The following is a 17908-nucleotide window of genomic DNA, read 5'->3' as shown; positions in this document are numbered from 1 at the left end:
GCATACGGAGTTACCGATGAGGATCCTGGTAGTCAACGTCAACACGACCGAGTCGATCACCGACGCGATCGCCGCGCAGGCGCAGGCCGCCGCGTCGCCCGGCACGGAGATCGTCGGGCTCACGCCGCGCTTCGGCGCGGAGTCGATCGAAGGCAACTTCGAGAGCTACCTCGCGGCGATCGCCGTGATGGATCGCGTGTTGCGCTACGACGAGCCGTACGACGCGGTGATCCAGGCCGGCTACGGCGAACACGGCCGCGAAGGGCTGCAGGAACTGCTGACGGTGCCCGTCGTCGACATCACCGAAGCGGCCGCGAGCATCGCGATGCTGCTCGGCCATCGCTACTCGGTCGTCACGACGCTCGACCGCACAGTGCCGCTGATCGAGGATCGCCTGAAGCTCGCCGGGCTCGATGCGCGCTGCGCGTCGGTGCGCGCGAGCGGCCTCGCGGTGCTCGAGCTGGAAGAGAATCCGGCCCGCGCGATCGAGTCGATCGTCGGCGAGGCGCAGCGCGCGGTGAAGGACGATCACGCGGAAGTGATCTGCCTCGGCTGCGGCGGGATGGCCGGCCTCGACCGGCAGATCGAGGAATGCACGGGCGTGCCGGTCGTCGATGGCGTGTCGGCCGCGGTCGCACTCGCCGAGTCGCTGGTGCGCCTGAAGCTGAAGACGTCGAAAGTCCGCACGTACGCGCCGCCGCGCCCGAAGCGGATCGTCGGCTGGCCGGGAACCTTCGCACAATGACGGGCCGCCGGCCGGCTGCCGTGTGGCGCGCACGCCCTGTCTCGCCGGGACGCGTATCGGCATGCGGAACCCGCTAGACCCGCCCGCCCTGTCCCGCGACGCGTCCGACGCCGCGGGCGCGCTCGACGTGCTCGATGCACGGCTGATGCGCATCCTGCTGGTGCTGCTGACCGAGCGTACCGTGTCGCGTGCGGCCGTGCGCCTGAACATGTCGCAGCCGGCGACGAGCGCCGCGCTCAAGCGCCTGCGCACGCTGCTCGGCGATCCGCTGCTGGTGCGCAGCCGCTACGGGATGGTGCCGACCGAGTTCGGCGCACGATTGATCGAGCCGCTGCGCAACGCGCTGCGCGTGATCGACTTCATCCGCATCCAGCAGCCGAGGTTCGACGCGCGCACGTCGGTGCGCACCTACCGGATCGGCTGCCCCGACTACCTGAACGTGCTGTTCGTGCCGAAGCTCGTCGCGCTGTTCCGCGAACGTGCGCCGAACGCGCAACTGGTGTTTCATCCGCTCGGCGACGGGTTCGACGACGAGCGCGCGCTCGCCGACGGCGAGCTCGACGTCGTGATCGACAACCGGCCCGCACGCCGGCCGCGCTTCCGGCAGGACGACCTGTTCGACGACCGCGTCGTGTGCCTGATGCGCGCGACGCATCCGCTCGCGCGGCGCGGCGCGATGACGGCCGCCGCGTTCGCGGCGGCGCCGCAGCTGTGCCCGACGCCGTCATGGCTCGAAGCGTCCGGCGCGATCGACCGGCAGCTTGAACGCGTGGGCCTGCAGCGGCGCATCGTCGTCACACTGCCGCACTTCGAGCTCGCCGCGCATGCGCTCGTGCGCACCGACATGATCCTCACCACCACGTACCGGCTCGCGCGGCACTATGCGAAGCTGCTGCCGCTCGCCGCGGTCGCATTGCCGGCCGAGCCGCCGGACATCGTGTACCGGATGACGTGGAACGAATCGGGATCCTGCGCGGAAGGCGGTCGGTGGCTGCGCGGGCTGATCGCGGAAGCGACGCGCGCGTGGCTCGACGCCGAGGCGATGCTGCCGGCCGTCGCCGCGGTCGCCGCTTCCGGGGTCGATGCAGATACCCCGACAACCGCGCCGGCCGTCGCCGATCCACCCGAGCCCACCCGGCGCACGCGCCGCAGACCGGCCACGCATTGCCATGCGTCCCCCCCGTCGCGCGTCGCGCAGGCGGCACGCATCCATCGCATCGCGACGAAGTCGCACTGACCGGCGCCGCACCCGGGCCGCACCCGGGTCGCAAGCATCCGCTCGACCGCTGCATGTCAGACCGGTCCTATTTACCCGCGCCGCGCCGACTCGTCAGAATGACGCCTTGAACACGTGCCGGCGGACGTCGCATCGCGAACGCCCGTGGCCGCTTTATCGAATCGAGGAAACCCATGAAGAACGTACTCGTCGCGCTGGCCGTCCCGGTCGCGCTATTCGCGAGCACCGGCGCATTCGCCGGCACTCAGGACTGCGCAACACGCATCCGTGCGCTGCACACGCAGATCGACAACGCGAAACGGTTCGGCAACACGCAACAGGCGATGCGCCAGCAGGCCGCGCTCGAACGGATCAAGGCCAACTGCACGGACGCCGGCCAGCTCGCACGCGCCGAACGCAAGCTGACCGACAAGGCGCGCGACCTGCGCGACGCGGAAGACGAAGTACGCAACGCACAGGCGCGCGTCCACGAAGCTGAAGCGCTCGGCGATGCAAGGAAGCTGAACGACGCGCAACGCAAGCTCGCCGACAAGCAGGCGAAGCTGCGTAACGCCACGCGTGACCTGCATGACGCGCAGGTCGATCGCGACGCGCTGAAAGGCTGACGGATCGAAGGGTTGAAACGACGGGCCGCACGAGTGCGATCGCGATTTGCCCAAACACGGGCAACAGACTCTCGATCGTCGACGACATTTTGAATAGGTTGCGTGAAACGAGCACGCGCCAGCTTGACGGTTCCGTGCCGGCGCGGCCCATGCGCGGCGCAGGCCGGCTTGTCCGTCACGCGCGTTCGCGCACCGGTTGCGCAAGCAACGTGTATGCAACGACGGCCGCACCGAGCGCCAGCACGCCGCTCACCGTCAGCGCCTCGGCAAACCCGCTCGCGAACGCGACCGGCGCCGCCTGCGCGAGCGCACCGGCAGCCGACGGCGGCACGCGGCCGAGCGCCTGCGCGAGGTCGCCGGCCAGCAGGCTCGACATGAACGATGCATCGGCGAAGGCGCGCAGGCCGGGCGTAGCGGACAGCAGACTGTCGAGCCGGGTATGCGTACTCGCGGCCAGCACCGCACCGAGCACGCCGACGGCCGTCACGATCGCCGAGAAGCGCGTCGTCGTGCTGATGCCCGACGCCATGCCCGTGCGATTCGGCGGCACGCACGCCATGATCGCCTTCTGCGTGTCGCCGTTCATGATGCCGGCGCCGCACCCCGTCACGAACATGCCGAGCGCGACGAGCCGGTAGTCGCCGCTGGCCGTCAGCGCCGCGGTCGCGAGGTTGCCCGCGCCGATCAGCGCGAGCCCGCCCGCCAGCACGCCGCCGGACGACACGCGCGCGGCGAGCGCCGCGCCGAGCGACGGGCCGGCGATCATCGCGAACGCGAACGGCAGCATGCCGAGCCCCGCGTCGATCGCCGACATCCCGAACGCGTTTTGCAGGTACAGCGGCAGGAACGTCATCATCACCTGCGCGCACGCCGCGTAACCGAACATCGCGAGCACGGCGCCGACGAAGCGCGGCTGGCGGAACAGCGCGAGATCGATCATCGGCCGCGCCTGCCAGCGCTCCGCGCCGACGAACGCCGCCAGCAGCGCGGCCGCGAGCGCGAGCCGGCCAAGCGTCGCGGCCGACAGCCAGCCGTGCGACGGCGCGCCGATCAGCGCCGCGATCGCACAGGCGAGCGCCGCGCCGAACAGCAGGCTGCCGGCCGCGTCCACGCGCTTCGCATGCGGATCGTTCGATTCGTCGATCGCGACGCGCGCGCCGGCCGCCAGCAGCAGGCAGACGGGCAGGTTCAGCAGGAACACCCAGCGCCACCCGATCCATTGCGTGATCGCGCCGCCGACGAGCGGCGCAATGGCCGTCGCGATCCCCATGCACATGCCCCAGATCGCCCACGCGCGCGCCCGCTCGCGCCCGTCCGGGAACCGGTTCGCGATCACCGCGATCACCGCGAGCGCCGCGGTCAGCAGCAGCGCGGCGCCGCCGCCCTTCACCGCACGCGCTGCGATCAGCCAGCCGGCCGACGGCGCGATGCCGCAGCCGAGCGACGCGAGAAAGAAAATCGCGAGCCCCGTGAAAAGCATCCGCTTGCGCCCGAAGCGGTCGGCGAGCCCGCCGGCCGGCAGCAGGCACGCGGCGAACGCGGTCATGTACGCGCTCACGACCCATTCGATGTCGGCGAAGCTCGCGTGAAAGCTGCGCGCGATGCTCGGCAGCGACACGGCCACCACGTTCGTGTCGAGCACGATCAGCGAGCAGGTCGCGGACGCGACGGCGAGCGTCGCGGCGGCAGGCAGGCGGGTGCCCGTGCGCGGGGCGGCAGCCGCGCTCGCGCGCGACGCCGGTGAAGACTGGGACATCGGCCACTCCGGAACAGGATGAACGAGCCGTATGCTAGGCTTGCCCGGTATTGCCTGTCATTGATACTTCAATGCTGTTTGATTGACGAAAATCGCAACCATGAGCCAGCTCGAATTCCGTCACGTGCGCGCATTCCTGAGCGTCGCGCAACACCTGCATTTCGCGCGCGCGGCCGAGGCGCTCGACATGGCGCCGCCCGCGCTCACGCGGCAGATCCAGGAAGCCGAGCACGTGCTCGGCGTGCGGCTGTTTCACCGGTCGCGCCGCGCGGTCACGCTGAGCGCGGCCGGCGAGGCCTATCTCGCGGAAGCGAGCGCCGCGCTCGACCATCTGCAGCGCGGCCGCGAACTCGCCGCGCTGGCCGAACGCGGCGAACTCGGCCGGATCGAGATCGGCTATGTGTCGTCGGCCGTCTATTCGGGCACGCTGCAGCGCACCGTCGGCGCGTTCCGCGCCGCGCACCCGCGCATCGAGCTGAACCTGCGCGAAGTGCCGATGGACGACGTCGCGAACCAGCTCGACGCGGGCCGGCTCGACCTCGCGTACGTGCGCCCGCCGCTGCCGCTGCCCGGCGGGCTGCGGATCGTCACGCTGCAGCGCGACGTGTTCGTCGCGGCCGTGCCGGCCGATTCGCGCTATGCGGCGATGGCGGCCGTGCGCGCGGCGGACCTCGCCGACGCGCGCTTCGCGGTGCCCGAACAAGAGCTTGGCACGCTCGAAGTCGCGCGTCGCGGCCGCTTCGCGCCGGTCGTCGCCGCACGGCCGGGCGGCCTGCTCGCGGTGCTCGCGTGCGTGTCGGTGAACGGCTGGGTCGCGGTGATTCCCGATGCGCTCGCCGCTTGCGTGTCGCTGCCGGGCGTCGTGTACCGGCCGATCGCCGGCAAGCCGATCATGTCGGAGCTCGCGCTCGCGCACCGGCGGTTCGAAAAGGCGCCGGCCGTGCGGGCCTTCCTGCGCACGGTTGCGCCGGCCACGTAAGGCGGCCGCGCAAGCGCCCGGGCGTCGGGTATCAGCGCCGGCCGCACCGGCGGTCGCCGCGCGAATATGCATTTCACGATTCGATGTTTGTCGGCCGGAAACCGATTCCGTAACCTGCCCGGCAGCCGCGCCGCCCGCGCGCGGATCACCGAGGACACGCCGCCGATGACCCACTCTTTCGCCCCAGCGCGCCGCCGCGCGCTGCAGCGCCTTGCCGCCCTCGCCGCCGCGCCGCTTGCGGGTGGCCTCGCGCTGCCCGCAAGCGCGGCCGGCACCGACCTGTCGGGCGTCACGCTCGTGCTCGGCGACCAGGCCGGCGGCCTGCGCGCGCTGGCCGAAGCCGCGCACGTGCTCGACGGCACGCCGTACCGGTTCCGCTGGGCCAATTTCCAGGGCGCCGCGCCGCTGTTCGAGGCCCAGCGCGCGGGCGCGATCGACCTCGCACCGGCCGGCGACCTGCCCGTGCTGACGGCCGCGCTCGGCGATCCGTCGTTGCGGATCGTCGCGACGCGCGTCGGCTCGCCGGCGTCGCTCGGCATCGTCGTGCAGCCCGACTCGCCGGTTCGCACGGTGGCCGACCTGAAAGGGCAAACCGTCGTCGTGTCGTCGGCGCGCGGCAGCATCTCGCAATACCAGTTGTACGGCGCGCTGCGCGAACACGGACTCGCGCCGCGCGACGTCGACGTGCGCTTCGTGCTGCCGGTCGACGCGTTCGCCGCGTTCGAGGCGAAGCGGATTCCCATCTGGGCGACCTTCGACCCGTACTACGGGCATGCGGTGCGACGCGGTGCGCGGATCGTCCGGGACGGCAGCGGCATCAATTCGGGGCTGGCGTTCCTCACGTCGCCGATCGAGACGCTGAACGACGGCGCGAAACGCGCGGCGCTCGCAGACGTGCTCGCGCGGCTCGCCCGTGCGGGCCAATGGGCGCTCGCGCATCCCACCGACTACGCGAGCGTCTATGCATCGCTCACGCGCCTGCCGCCCGACGCAGCCACCGATATCGCGCGCCGGGCCGCGCTCGCGCAGCGCAGCCTCAGCGGCGCCGACATCGACGTGCTGCAACGCGTCGCCGATCGTGCGGCCGCGGATGCGATCCTGCCGAAGCGGGTCGACGTCGCGTCGATCGCGGTGCGCAACCTGTCGGCCGCGTAACCGGCTTCGCGGGTACTCAGTTCGGCTTCGACATATCGGGATCCGGCACGTCGTCGCCGAACGTCGACGCGACCAGCGTGCGCATCGCGGCGACCAGCAGCATCGGCCCCGACTGGCTGAACGTGCCGCGCCCGCCGTCGACGTCGAAAACGCCATCCTGGCGCCGCCGCGCGCGGATCGCCGACAACCGCCGACCGGCATTTCCCCCGGCGAGCCCGTCCGCCATCAAAACCACCGATACGTGTTACGAATCGGCGATTCCTGCCTACAATGAATGCAACGCCTGTCGTCCGGTCGGCGGTGGACAAGCAGGCGGGAACCGAATTCGCGCCGAACCGGGCCGGGCCCGTTCGGCAAACGACAACCGGAACCATACGGTGCAGCGCAGGCCGGATCTCTCGGGAGACCGCAGGATGCCCACGTACGCCAGGAAGCCGCTGATATCGCTCGTCGTGCCGTTTCACGACGAAGAAGAAACGATCGACGCGTTCTTTGCCGAAACGCTGCCGGTTCTCGAGTCGGTCGCCGGGGTGCGCTTCGAGATCGTCTGCATCAACGACGGCAGCCGCGATCGCACGCTCGACCGGCTACTCGCGATCGCCGCCGGCGACCCGCGCGTCCACGTCGTGGATCTCACACGCCGCTTCGGCAAGGAAGCGGCGCTCACCGCGGGCCTCGACGAGGCGGCCGGCGCCGCGGTGATCCTGATCGACGCGGACCTGCAGGACCCGCCCGCGCTGATCCCCGCGATGATCGAACACTGGCGCGGCGGCGCCGAGGTCGTCGCCGCGAAACGCACCGACCGGATGTGCGACCCGTACCTGCAACGCGCGGCCGCGGCGCTCTACTATCGCGTGCACAACGCGCTGTCCGAAGTCGACATGCCGGAAAACGTCGGCGATTTCCGCCTGATGGATCGCGAGGTCGTCGATGCGCTGCGCGCGCTGCCCGAGCGGCGACGGTTCATGAAGGGGCTGTTCGCTTGGGTCGGCTTTCGCACCGCGATCGTCGAATACACGCGTGCGCCGCGCAGCGGCGGCCGCTCGAAGTTCTCCGGATGGCGGCGCTGGAATTTCGCGCTCGAGGGCATCACGAGCTTCAGCACCGTGCCGCTACGCGTGTGGACTTACGTCGGCCTCACGTTCGCGATGCTGTCGCTCGTGTATGGCGCCTTCATCGTGGTGCGGACGTTGCTGTACGGCAATCCGGTGCACGGCTACCCGTCGCTGATTTCCGTCGTGCTGTTCGTCGGCGGCATCCAGCTGATCGGCATCGGCGTGATCGGCGAATATCTCGGCCGGATCTATCATGAGTCCAAGCAGCGCCCCGTCTATCTCGTGCGGCGGCGCTACCGTGCCGAGCGCGAGGCCGCCGGGCAGCCGGCCTCGAAGCTGCTGCAGTTCCCGCTGAAGCGTGCGCATGCGGCCCGCCGCCGGACGGCGATGCCGTCGGCCGCCGGCGTCGCCGTCCGCAAAGCGTCGTTCAAGTAGAACCGGCTCGCGGCAATTGGACATTCCCCGGCAATCGATACGCTCGGCGGCGCGCCCGGTCGCCGCGTGGCTCACACCGCGACGCGTCGTCCTGTACAGCGCGCTGATGCTGGTGTTGTACGCGCTGTTCATCGCGATCTGGACGACGGTCGTCCGGCACGCGTCCGGCAGCGTCCTGTCGCGCCCCGGCGCCGACTTCTCGGTGTTCTGGTCGGCCTCGTACGTCATGCTGCACGGCTCGCCGGCGCAAGCGTACGATTTCTCCGCATTCTCGCGGCTGTTGCCCGAGCTGTTCCCGCATCTTCGTCGCGACGTCTTCGCCCCGTGGCTGTACCCGCCCACCTATCTGCTGCTCGTGACGCCGCTGGCGCTGCTGCCCTTCGCGCTCGGTTATCCGCTGTTCGTCGCGTTCGGCGTGTTCATGCTCGGCCTCGCCGCGTGGCGCGTATCCGGCCTCCGCACGACTCCCGGCGCATGGCGCGCCGGCACATTCGCGCTGATCGCCGCGCCGTGCGTGTTCGTCACCGCGACGCTCGGGCAGAACACGTTCCTGACCGCATCGTGCGCGGCGCTGGCCGTCTATTGGGCGGATCGGCGGCCATTGTATGCCGGCCTCTGCATCGCGCTGCTGTCGGTCAAGCCGCAGATGGCGCTGCTGTTCCCGTTCGTGCTGGTCGCCGTGCGCGCATGGCGCACGATCATGTGGGCCGCGCTCGCGACCGGCGCGTTCGCCGCGTTGAGCATGCTCGTCTGCGGCGTCGAGTCGCTGCGCCTGTTCGTCGCCAGCGCCGGCCTCGTCCGCTCGATCGTCCTCGAGCATGGCGTGGTGTTCTGGTTCGCATCGCCGACGCCGTTCGCCGCGTTCCGTCTCGCGGGCGTGCCGCTCGGCGCCGCGTATGCCGCGCATGCGAGTATCGCCGTGATCGCGATCGCCGCCGCCTGCATCGTGTGGACGCAGTCGCGCGATACCCGCGTACGCGCGGCCGTACTGGCGGTCGCGACGCTGGTCGCCAACCCGTACGTGTGGCACTACGAACTCGCGTGGCTCGCGATCGCGATCGCCTGCATGCTCGCGATCGGCTGGCGCGACGGCTGGCTGCGCGGCGAACAGGCCGCGATCGCGCTGATGTGGGCGCTGCCGATCGCCGAATACCTGAACCCGTGGCTGCAACTGCCGCAGCTCGGCCCGGCCGTGACGCTCTTCGCGCTGCTGGTGCTGCTGCGCCGCGCGCGGCACGACGCTCGCCACACTCACAACGCCAGCCGAGGCGGCACGTACACGCCGTAGTACGGCCCGACGCCCGTCGCGACGCCGGTCATCTTGACGCCGGCAACGAAGTGCCCCTGGATGTACTTGTACGTGCCGCCCAGCGACACGTCGATGTGGAACGCCGCGAACGCGACGATCGGCACGCTGGTGCTGCTCGACGTCTGCGTGACGACGGGCAGCACGACCGTCGCGCCGACCGGCACCGACGTATAGAGCGTCGCCTTCACGCCGGTCGCGAGATTGATGGTGTCGCCGATACTGAGCGTCGTCGGGTTGCCGGTCACCATCAGGCCGCCCATCGTCGTCGTGTCGGTCGCGGTGGACTGAAACGACGTCCACTGGCCGCCCATGCACAGCGCGCCATACGTCTGTCCGTTCGTGATCGAAAACTTGTACGGCAATCCCGTCAGCGGATCGATGAACGGCTGGTTGGTCTGCGCATTCCAGTACTGGTTGTACACGCACTGGTCGATCGCGACCGGAAAGAGCGCGCCCGCCGCGACCCCGCCCGGCGCGGCGAGCACCGCGATCGCGGTCGCGACGCCGGACGCGCCGGGGATGCCCAGCAGTCCTCCGAGCAGCAGCGGAATCGAGCCGCCGTTGACGCCCGGCGCGCGCGACACGGTCACCTGCACCGCCGGCACGTCGTAGGGGCCGGGCGTGATCGTGGTCGGCTGCATCGACGCAGGCGTTCGCGTCACGTTCCAGTAGCCGGCCGTCACCGTGCCGCTCGCCAGCGGTGCGCCCGCCGCCGAATTCTGCGCGATCACGCCGTTCGCCGCGGGCGCGGCCTGCGACCAGTTCAGCGCGCCGCCGGTCGGCGACATCATCGCATCGGCGCCCGCGAGCGCGGCCGCGTCCGCGGCATTCTGCAGCTGGTTGCGCACCGTGGCGACCCACGCGATGTCGATCGCCAGCGCGCCGAACGACAACAGCGGAATCAGGAACATCAGGAAGAACAGCGCGACGGAGCCGCGCTCGCGCGCCGTCCCGCTGGATGGCTTGCCGGCCGCGTCACTCATAGAGCATCACCGAGCTGGCCGAGATCGTCACCGGGCCGGTCAGCGCGCTGAACGCCGAACCGAGCACCATTCCCGAATACGTGTAGGTGACCGTGACCGTCAGCGCGGTGCCTGACGTCGTGCCGTTCGCCTGCGTCACGGTGACGGTCGGCGTGGTTGCGGTGCCGCCCGTGATCAGGCTGTTCTGCGTGTAGCTCGACGCGACGTTGGCGATCTGGGTCGTGGTCAGCATCGGCACGCGCAGCATGACGCCCGCACGCGCGGCTTCGCGGCTCGCGTTCGTGATCACGGCCTTGTCGCACAGGAGCAGGCTCGTGTCGATGATGCCGATCAGCACCATCAGCAGGAACGGCAGCATCAATACGAATTCGAGGGATACGACGCCGCGCGCGTGGCGGGCGCCGGTCGCCCCGCGTGTCATTTTGCGGCCCCCGCGGCGGGCGGCACGGTACGCGGCTCGAGCGCGGCGCCCTTCAACGGCCGCGCCGCATCGGCAACCGGGCGCGACGCGAGCTGCGCACGCACCGCCTGGTACACGCGCAGATTGTCGGCCACCGCCGACGCGGGCAGATCCGCGGACAGCAGCTTCTTCGCCGAATCGGTGTTGCCGAGCACGCCATACGCGAACGCGAGATTCTGGCGCGCCTGCCACGGCGCATCGGGCAGCCCGGCCACGTCGAGCAGCACGTTCACGCCCTCGCGCGGACGATTGCTCAGCACGAGCGACAACCCGAGGTCGACGCGCAGCCCCTGCGCGTCCGGATGGGCGCGCAGCGCGTCCCGGTACACGGCCTGTGCGTCCTCGTGGCGGCCCTGCAAGTCGAGCACCGTGCCGAGCCCCTGCGCCGCGAGCGGCAGGTTCGGCTGTGCTGCGAGCAAGTCGCGATAGCGGAGCGCGGCCTCGTCGAGCCGCCGCTGCCGCAACGCGACGCGCGCAAGCCCGACCTGCGGCCCGAGTTCCGCCGGCGCCTGCTGCCGTGCCTGCTCGTAGAGCATGCGTGCGCGCTCCAGATCGCCGGCGCGGTAGTTGACGTCGGCGAGCCCCAGTTGCGCCGCGAGCGAATCGGGATGCCGGGCGAGCACTTTCCCGTACAGCGTGGACGCGAGATCGACGTTGCCGCCGGCCAGCGCGCTGTCGGCAATGCGCAATTCGGCCTGCGGGTCGTCGCTCTTGTGCGACAGCGCCGGCCGCGTCTGGATGCCCGGCGCGCAGCCGCCGGCCAGCAGCGGCAGCACGGCCGCGAAGGCGAATGCGCGTATGGCGGAGCCTTTCATTTGAACACCTCGAGCAGACGGATGGCCGCCGGGCCTGCCGCGATCAGGCCGACCGTCGGCAGGATGAACAGCATCATCGGCAGCGTGATCTTCGGCGCGAGCTTCGCGGCCTGCTCCTCGAGCGCGACGATCTGCTCGGTGCGCTCGCTGCGCGACAGGGTCCGCAGCGCCTGCGTGATCGGCGTGCCGAACCGCTGCGATTGGGTGAGCGTCGTGGCGAGCGAGCGCGCCGACGCAAAGTCGACACGGACGGCGAAATGCGTGAGCGCTTCGGACACGTTGCCGCTCAGCGTCAGCTCGTCCGCGCATACCGTCAGCTCGTCGGCGAGCGGCGGACAGATGCGCTTGAGTTCGCGCGCAACGCGCCGCACGCCCGATACGAGGCTGTTGCCGGCCATCGTGCAGATCACGAGCAAGTCGAGCGCATCCGGAAAGCACGCGGCGATGATCCGCCGGCGGCGCCGGATCATCGCGCCGAGCACGTATTCCGGCACGATCACGCCAACCACGAACGCGGCGACCATCGCCACCGCCCGGATCACGAAGTATTCGCCGAAACGCGGAATGTACGGGCTGAACACGATCGCGACGCCGGCGAACAGCACGCCGCAGCTGAGCTTGATGCCGATCATCGACGACACCGCACGCCGTTCGCGAAAGCCCGCGCGCGTCAGCTGCAGCCCGAGCTTCGCGCGCTGCATCGGATCGAGCACGGGCAGCCGCTCGCCCAACTGCGCGAGCCGTCGCGTCAGATCCTGACGCACCTCGCCCGGCTGCAGGCGCCCCCCGCCCAGCGACGGCGGCCGCTGTCCGGCGGCCTGCTGCACGCGCACGGCGATCCGCCGGCGCGTGCCGCCGCCCGGCGTCGCGAGCGCCGCCGCGACGCACGCGACCAGCAGCAACAGTTCGAGGCCGCGGGCGGCCAGCATCGACATCGTCATCGCGCGGTATCCAGTTTCGAGATCTTGTGAATCGTCAGCAGTCCGATCGTCAGCAGCACCGCGGCGATCGTCAGCATCACACGTCCGGCATGCGTGTCGAACAGCAGCATCACGTATGCGCGGTTCACGAGAAACAGCGCGCCGATCATCACGAACGGCACCGCCGAGATGATCTTCGTCGTGATCCGCCCCTCGGCGGTCAGCGCGCGTGTCTTCAGGCGGATGTCGCGGCGCGTGCGGATGATGCTCGACAACTCGTCGAGCGTCTCGCCGAGGCTGCCGCCCGTCTCGCGCTGCAGCAGCAGGTAGACGGTGAAGAACGAGAAATCCGCGATCATCAGCCGGTCGGCCGCGTGCGTCAGCACGTCCTTCAGATCCGCGCCGACGCGCAGGCTGTCGCCCATCGTGCGGAACGTCGAGCGCACCGGCTCCGCCGCGCTGTCGCCCACCGTGCTGATCGCCTGCGTGACCGGAATGCCCGCGCGCACCGCCCGCACGATCAGGTCGATCGCGTCCGGAAACGCTTCGAGAAAGCGCAGCCGGAACCGCTCGACCAGCGCGCGGTAGCTGGCGCGCATCGCCACCAGCGGCAGCCCGACGTAGATCAGCGGATGGACTATGCGCGGCAATGCGACGAGCTCCACCACCACGATCGCGGCCAGCGCGCCGGCGATCGTGGCGACGACGACGATCCGCATCCCGCGTTCGCCGCCCACCGCGCGCACGCGCGTCACGTAATGCTGCAGCCGCGCGCGCGCGCGGCCTTGCCGCCGCGGCAGGTTGAACAGCGCGACGCCGGGTGCGGCGGTCGCACCGGCCTCCCGGCCCGCCAGCGATGACGCAAGGTGCCGCATCCGCGCACGCACGCGCTGCTCCGGCGTGTGGCGCGCACGATCGAGCCACGCCGACAGCGCGAGACCCGCGGCCAGGATCACAACGAATGCGCCAAGCGCGAACAGGTCCGCGGCCCTCATTGCCGGAATACCTCGGAGAGCGCATCCTCGACGCCGTAGTACGCGGCGCGCGGCGCGAACGCGGGCCGCAGCGACGACGCCTCGAACACGCCCTTCACCGCGTCGCGCGTCGTGTCGCCGTCCTGGCGGAACGCGAACAGGTCCTGGGTGATCACGACCTCGCCCTCCATCCCGACGATCTCGGTGATCCGGGTCACGCGGCGCACGCCGTCGCGCATCCGCTCGACCTGCACGAACAGGTGCACGGCGCTCGCGATCTGGCGCCGGATCGACAGCAGCTGCAGGTTCGCGTTCGCCATCATGACCATGCTTTCGAGCCGGCTGATCGCGTCGCGCGGCGAGTTCGCATGGATCGTCGTCATCGAACCGTCGTGGCCCGTGTTCATCGCCTGCAGCACGTCGAACGCCTCCGCGCCGCGGATTTCGCCGAGGATGATGCGGTCCGGCCGCATCCGCAGTGCGTTGCGCACGAGATCGCGCTGCGAGATGCCGCCGAGCCCTTCCGTATTCTCCGGCCGTGTCTCGAGACTCACCACGTGCGGCTGCAGCAGTTGCAGCTCGGCCGCGTCCTCGATCGTCACGATCCGCTCGTGCTCCTCGATGTGCTGCGACAGCGCGTTGAGCAGCGTCGTCTTGCCCGAGCCGGTGCCGCCCGAGATCACGATGTTCAGCCGGCATGCGCACGCGACCTTCAGTACCTGCAGCATCCCGTGCGAGATGTTGCCCTGATGCGCCATCCGCGCGAGCGTGATGTCGCGCTTCGCGAACTTGCGGATCGAGATCGACGCGCCGCGCATCGCGATCGGCGGCAGCACCACGTTCACGCGGCTGCCGTCGGCAAGGCGTGCGTCGACCATCGGGCTGCTCTCGTCGACGCGGCGCCCGACCGCCGCCGCGATCCGCTGCGCGACGCTGGTCACGTGCGCGTTGTCGCGAAACTTCAGCGGCGTGAGTTCGAGCCGGCCCGCGCGCTCGACGTACACCTGGTCGGGGCCGTTCACGAGGATGTCGGACACGGTGTCGTCGGCGAGCAGCGGCTCGATCGGCCCGACGCCGAACATGTCGTTCAGGATCGCGTCGACGATCAGCACCTGTTCGCCCGCGGTGATCTTCAGGCGTTCGCGCTCGACCGTATGCGCGGCCACCTGTTCGATGCCCGCCCGCACTTCGTCGCGCGTCTTCATCAGCGCGGCCGACATGTTCATCGACGCGAATACCGCGGTGCGGATCGCGTCGAACTTGCCGGAGCGGATCAGGGCCTCCTGCGTATCGGCCACCGTCGTCCCGCGCGCGGGCGCCGCCGGCGGGGCTGCCGGGGGCGCCGGGCTCACGGCCGGCCCCGCCGCGGGCACATCCTCTCGCGGCGCGGCACGGGAACCCGCCGGCGCAGGGTCCGGCGTCGGCCGTTTGCGGGTACCGAACGTCACGATCCTTTCCTCCGTTTGAAGAAGCGCGCATACCACGGCTCGGCGACGGCCATCGATTCGCCGGTGATGCCGTTCGCGAGCAGCCGGATCTCTTCCAGGAAGCCGCGGCGTTTCGAGCCTTCGATCGGCTCGGCCAGGTTCTCCGCGACCGCGAGCGACTGCGCGTCGTGCGGCAGCTCGCGCAGCCGCACACCGCCGAACGCGTCCTCGAAATCGGACTGCGCGACGCGTCCCTTGACCGGCTCGAGCGGATTGTTCAGCACCATCGACAGCATCCGCTCGCCCGGTATCTCCTTCACGAAGCGTGCCAGCCGCGCGGCTTCGTACGCGGCGTGCACCGACCGATCGGCGACGATATAGACGAGATCGGACGCCGTCAGCGCATCCTCGAACAGCTTGCCGGCACGGTAGCCGACGTCGAACAGCACGTAATGGAAGCGGTCCTTCAGCATGTCGACGAGCTGCGCGATCGCATCGTCGCGCAGCAGCGCCTCTTCGCCGTACGCGAGTTCGGCCGAGAGCACGTGCAGGCGGTCGCCTTTCGTGACGAACATGCGCTCGAACAGCGCGTCGTCGGGGCGCAGTTCCATGTTCAGCAATTCGATCAGCCCGTTGTTGCTCGACAGCCCGAGCATCGAGTTCGCGCCGCCGCCATGCAGGTTCAGGTCGACGTAGGCGACGCGCCGCCGCTTCTCGCCCGCCAGGCAGCGCGCGAGGTTGACCGCGATCGTCGTCGTGCCCACGCCGCCGCGTGCGCCGACGAAGCTGACGATCTTGCCGGTGCGCACCTGCACGACCGACTCCGTCGTGGTCAGCGCGCGCCGCATCAGCTCGACGGTCAGCGGCTTCACGATGTAGTCCTGCACGCCGATGCCGAGCAGGTTGCGGAACAGCCCGACGTCGTTCTGCGTGCCGATCGCGATGACCCGCACCGACGGCTCGCACACGTCCGCGAGCCGCATCAGGTCCGACACCGGCAGCACCGAATCCGACACGTCGACGATCAGCTGGCGCGGCGAGCGCTCGTGCTGCTGCAGCAGCCGGATCGCATCGTCGCAATGGCCCGGCTGCACATGGGCGCGCGTGATCGACAGGTCCTGTGCGACGCGGCGGATCACATCCTCGCTGCCGGCATCGGACACGACCGCGATGAGATCCGCCGCTCCGGCGGAGGCGGCGCGCTTGGCGTTCTGGCGGTCGAGGACGTTCATGGGCGGCATCGCGATCGCATCGGGAGTGGGTCAATGGCCGGGCGAACCGGTCGTCAGCGTCTTGCCCGGCGCGGGCTGCTTCACGCGATCCTCGACGTAGCGGCGCACCGCGTCGGCCGCGACTTGCGCATCGGCACCGCCGTACGGCACGGGCGCGACGAGGTCCTCCGGACGGGCGAGCATCGTCGCGAGATTCGTGTAGGTCGCGCAGCCGAACGGCACGCCGGGCCGCCCGAACCCTGCATCGACGAGATGGGACGGCTGCATCAGCTTCGCGCAGTCGGGCGGCACCGCACGGACGCCGTCGAAGCCGATCGCGCGTGCATCGGGCAGGTTGATCGGCGGCGGCGTCGACAGGCAGGCCGCGAGCGCCAGCGCCAACGGTGCGGTGAACAGGGTTCGAACTCGCATGCGCGCTCCTCCGGTCAGTACACGAAGCCCGCGGCGCCGACGAGACGCGGCGTGTCGCCCGACAGCAGGTCGAGCCCGAGATTGCGCTGGATCGCGAACTCGAGATCGCTGCTCGGCCGCGCGACGGTGTCGAGCGCCTGCTCGAGCTGGCCGGGCCCGGTCGGCTGCACGATGTACGGCGTCACGATCACGACGACCTCGGTCTTGTTGTCCTGGAAGTTCTTCGACGAAAACAGCCGGCCGATGATCGGCAGCCGGCCGAGGCCCGGGATCTGCGACACGGTATTGGCCGTCTGGCTCTGCAGCAGCCCGCCGATCGCGAAGCTCTGTCCGCTCGACAGCTCGACCGTCGTCTCGACGCGCCGCACGGTGAGCCCCGGCACCGTGATGCCGCCGGTCGTCACGCTGTTGTTCGAGTCGACCTCGCTCACCTCCGGGCGCACCTTCAGGCTGATCCGGTTGTCGGCGAGCACGGTCGGCGTGAAGTCGAGCGACACGCCGAACGGCTTGAACTCGACCGTGATCGCGCCGGTCGTGTTGCCGGCCTGCGCGACCGGGATCGGGATCTCGCCGCCCGCGAGGAAGCTCGCGGTCTGGCCGGACATCGCGGTGAGGTTCGGCTCCGCGAGCATCGTGATCAAGCCTTCCTGGTCGAGCGCGTCGAGCACGACGTCGATCGACCAGCGCCCCGTATGGAAGCCGCCGAGCACCGAATACGCGCCGGTCGGCGACAGGTTGAACAGCTTGTTCGTCGGATCGAACAGCGTGCGCCCGTTGAACAATCCGCCGATGAAGTTGCCTGCCGCGCCGAGCGAACTCCAGTTGATGCCGAGCTGCTGCGTGACGTTGCGGCTCACTTCCGTCACGCGCACGCGCAGGTTCACCTGGATCGGACGCGACAGCGTGAGCCGGTTGACGATCTTTTCCTTGTCGTTCACGTAGGGCGCGAGCGACTGCATCACGGCATCCGCGTCGGCCGCGCTCGGCACCTTGCCCGACACCATCAGCGAGCCCGGCGCGCCGGACACCGACAGCTTCAATTGCGGAAAGCGGCTGTCGAGCACCGTCTGCAGCGAGGCGGTGTCGACCTGCACGATCACCGTCCGGCGCAGGATCGGCCGATGGTTCGCGCCGAGCGCGATCAGCGTGGTGGTGCCGGCCTTCTTGCCGAACACGAACACGGTGCGCGGCGACGGCACCTGGATGTCCGCGATGCCCGGATCGGCGACGAACATCGCGGTCGCGGGTTCGGACAGCGACAGCATCTCGCCCTTGCCGGTCGCAATCGACAACGCCGCGCCGGCGTCCGCCGCCGGCGGGCGCTGCGCGAGCGCGACGCCCGGCGCGACGAGGCAGGCCAGGCACCAGAAAGCGATCCAACGAACGATGCGCACCATGCGTGTTCCCGTC

At 70.2% G+C, this 17908-nt stretch carries 18 protein-coding genes; 7 read left to right on the top strand and 11 right to left on the bottom strand.

Translation table 11 applies throughout. The features are described from left to right. The first annotated feature begins 16 nt into the window (after positions 1 to 16). From HWX03_RS03060 to HWX03_RS03050, 3 genes are all read left to right on the top strand, one after another. Positions 17 to 745: an aspartate/glutamate racemase family protein gene (locus HWX03_RS03060; protein WP_175870191.1), complete on the top strand. Its 729-nt coding sequence runs from the start codon at positions 17 to 19 to the stop codon at positions 743 to 745. Positions 746 to 806: 61 nt separating this feature from the next. Then, positions 807 to 1982 (top strand): LysR family transcriptional regulator, encoded by a 1176-nt coding sequence (locus HWX03_RS03055; RefSeq protein ID WP_175870190.1) that lies wholly within the window; start codon positions 807 to 809, stop codon positions 1980 to 1982. A 173-nt stretch (positions 1983 to 2155) separates the two neighbouring features. Beyond that, positions 2156 to 2587 (top strand): DUF1090 family protein, encoded by a 432-nt coding sequence (locus HWX03_RS03050; protein WP_175870189.1) that lies wholly within the window; start codon positions 2156 to 2158, stop codon positions 2585 to 2587. Positions 2588 to 2762: 175 nt separating this feature from the next. Here the strand turns inward: HWX03_RS03050 and HWX03_RS03045 are convergent, their stop codons facing one another. Continuing rightward, positions 2763 to 4343, bottom strand: coding sequence for an MFS transporter (locus tag HWX03_RS03045; protein ID WP_175870188.1), 1581 nt, complete (start codon positions 4341 to 4343; stop codon positions 2763 to 2765). A 100-nt stretch (positions 4344 to 4443) separates the two neighbouring features. Between HWX03_RS03045 and HWX03_RS03040 the strand changes: the two genes are divergently transcribed. Both HWX03_RS03040 and HWX03_RS03035 read left to right on the top strand, forming a co-directional pair. Continuing rightward, on the top strand, positions 4444 to 5322 hold the full coding sequence (locus HWX03_RS03040) for a LysR family transcriptional regulator (RefSeq protein WP_175870187.1): 879 nt from the start codon (positions 4444 to 4446) through the stop codon (positions 5320 to 5322). 165 nt (positions 5323 to 5487) lie between these two features. After that, positions 5488 to 6477: an ABC transporter substrate-binding protein gene (locus HWX03_RS03035; protein WP_175870186.1), complete on the top strand. Its 990-nt coding sequence runs from the start codon at positions 5488 to 5490 to the stop codon at positions 6475 to 6477. Between the two features lie 16 nt (positions 6478 to 6493). Here the strand turns inward: HWX03_RS03035 and HWX03_RS03030 are convergent, their stop codons facing one another. Continuing rightward, entirely contained in the window at positions 6494 to 6703 is a 210-nt protein-coding gene (locus HWX03_RS03030; protein ID WP_175869783.1) for a hypothetical protein, read from the bottom strand. A 187-nt stretch (positions 6704 to 6890) separates the two neighbouring features. Here HWX03_RS03030 and HWX03_RS03025 point away from each other — a divergent pair, with 187 nt between their 5' ends. Both HWX03_RS03025 and HWX03_RS03020 read left to right on the top strand, forming a co-directional pair. Beyond that, the gene (locus tag HWX03_RS03025) at positions 6891 to 7967 is read left to right on the top strand and encodes a glycosyltransferase family 2 protein (RefSeq protein WP_175870185.1); all 1077 of its coding nucleotides are present in this window, start codon (positions 6891 to 6893) and stop codon (positions 7965 to 7967) included. Between the two features lie 16 nt (positions 7968 to 7983). Then, the gene (locus HWX03_RS03020) at positions 7984 to 9255 is read left to right on the top strand and encodes a glycosyltransferase family 87 protein (protein ID WP_175870184.1); all 1272 of its coding nucleotides are present in this window, start codon (positions 7984 to 7986) and stop codon (positions 9253 to 9255) included. Here the strand turns inward: HWX03_RS03020 and HWX03_RS03015 are convergent. Genes HWX03_RS03015 through HWX03_RS02975 form a run of 9 tightly spaced genes read right to left on the bottom strand, consistent with a single transcriptional unit; the run spans position 9219 to position 17895 of the window. After that, positions 9219 to 10259 carry a TadG family pilus assembly protein gene (locus tag HWX03_RS03015; RefSeq protein ID WP_175870183.1) on the bottom strand — a complete coding sequence of 347 codons (1041 nt, stop codon included), beginning with the start codon at positions 10257 to 10259 and terminating at the stop codon, positions 9219 to 9221. The genes HWX03_RS03020 and HWX03_RS03015 overlap by 37 nt on opposite strands. After that, entirely contained in the window at positions 10252 to 10680 is a 429-nt protein-coding gene (locus HWX03_RS03010; RefSeq protein ID WP_175870182.1) for a TadE family protein, read from the bottom strand. Before HWX03_RS03010 ends, HWX03_RS03015 begins: the two co-directional genes overlap by 8 nt. After that, complete coding sequence (locus HWX03_RS03005; RefSeq protein WP_175870181.1) at positions 10677 to 11534, bottom strand: tetratricopeptide repeat protein; 858 nt, start codon at positions 11532 to 11534, stop codon at positions 10677 to 10679. The genes HWX03_RS03010 and HWX03_RS03005 overlap by 4 nt, the downstream gene beginning before the upstream one ends. Then, entirely contained in the window at positions 11531 to 12475 is a 945-nt protein-coding gene (locus HWX03_RS03000) for a type II secretion system F family protein (protein ID WP_175870180.1), read from the bottom strand. The genes HWX03_RS03005 and HWX03_RS03000 overlap by 4 nt, the downstream gene beginning before the upstream one ends. Beyond that, on the bottom strand, positions 12472 to 13449 hold the full coding sequence (locus tag HWX03_RS02995; protein ID WP_175870179.1) for a type II secretion system F family protein: 978 nt from the start codon (positions 13447 to 13449) through the stop codon (positions 12472 to 12474). The genes HWX03_RS03000 and HWX03_RS02995 overlap by 4 nt, the downstream gene beginning before the upstream one ends. After that, on the bottom strand, positions 13446 to 14876 hold the full coding sequence (locus HWX03_RS02990) for a CpaF family protein (RefSeq protein WP_175870178.1): 1431 nt from the start codon (positions 14874 to 14876) through the stop codon (positions 13446 to 13448). Before HWX03_RS02990 ends, HWX03_RS02995 begins: the two co-directional genes overlap by 4 nt. Further along, entirely contained in the window at positions 14873 to 16096 is a 1224-nt protein-coding gene (locus tag HWX03_RS02985; protein WP_175870177.1) for an AAA family ATPase, read from the bottom strand. The genes HWX03_RS02990 and HWX03_RS02985 overlap by 4 nt, the downstream gene beginning before the upstream one ends. A gap of 21 nt (positions 16097 to 16117) precedes the next feature. After that, the gene (locus HWX03_RS02980; protein WP_175870176.1) at positions 16118 to 16498 is read right to left on the bottom strand and encodes a CpaD family pilus assembly lipoprotein; all 381 of its coding nucleotides are present in this window, start codon (positions 16496 to 16498) and stop codon (positions 16118 to 16120) included. A gap of 14 nt (positions 16499 to 16512) precedes the next feature. Further along, positions 16513 to 17895 (bottom strand): type II and III secretion system protein family protein, encoded by a 1383-nt coding sequence (locus tag HWX03_RS02975; protein ID WP_175870175.1) that lies wholly within the window; start codon positions 17893 to 17895, stop codon positions 16513 to 16515. Positions 17896 to 17908: the final 13 nt, after the last annotated feature.

The sequence above is a fragment of the Burkholderia sp. BCC0397 genome (assembly GCF_902832865.1).
Lineage (GTDB): Bacteria > Pseudomonadota > Gammaproteobacteria > Burkholderiales > Burkholderiaceae > Burkholderia.
Note: the sequence above shows the minus strand (reverse complement) of the source record. Positions and strands in the feature narration are given on the sequence as shown.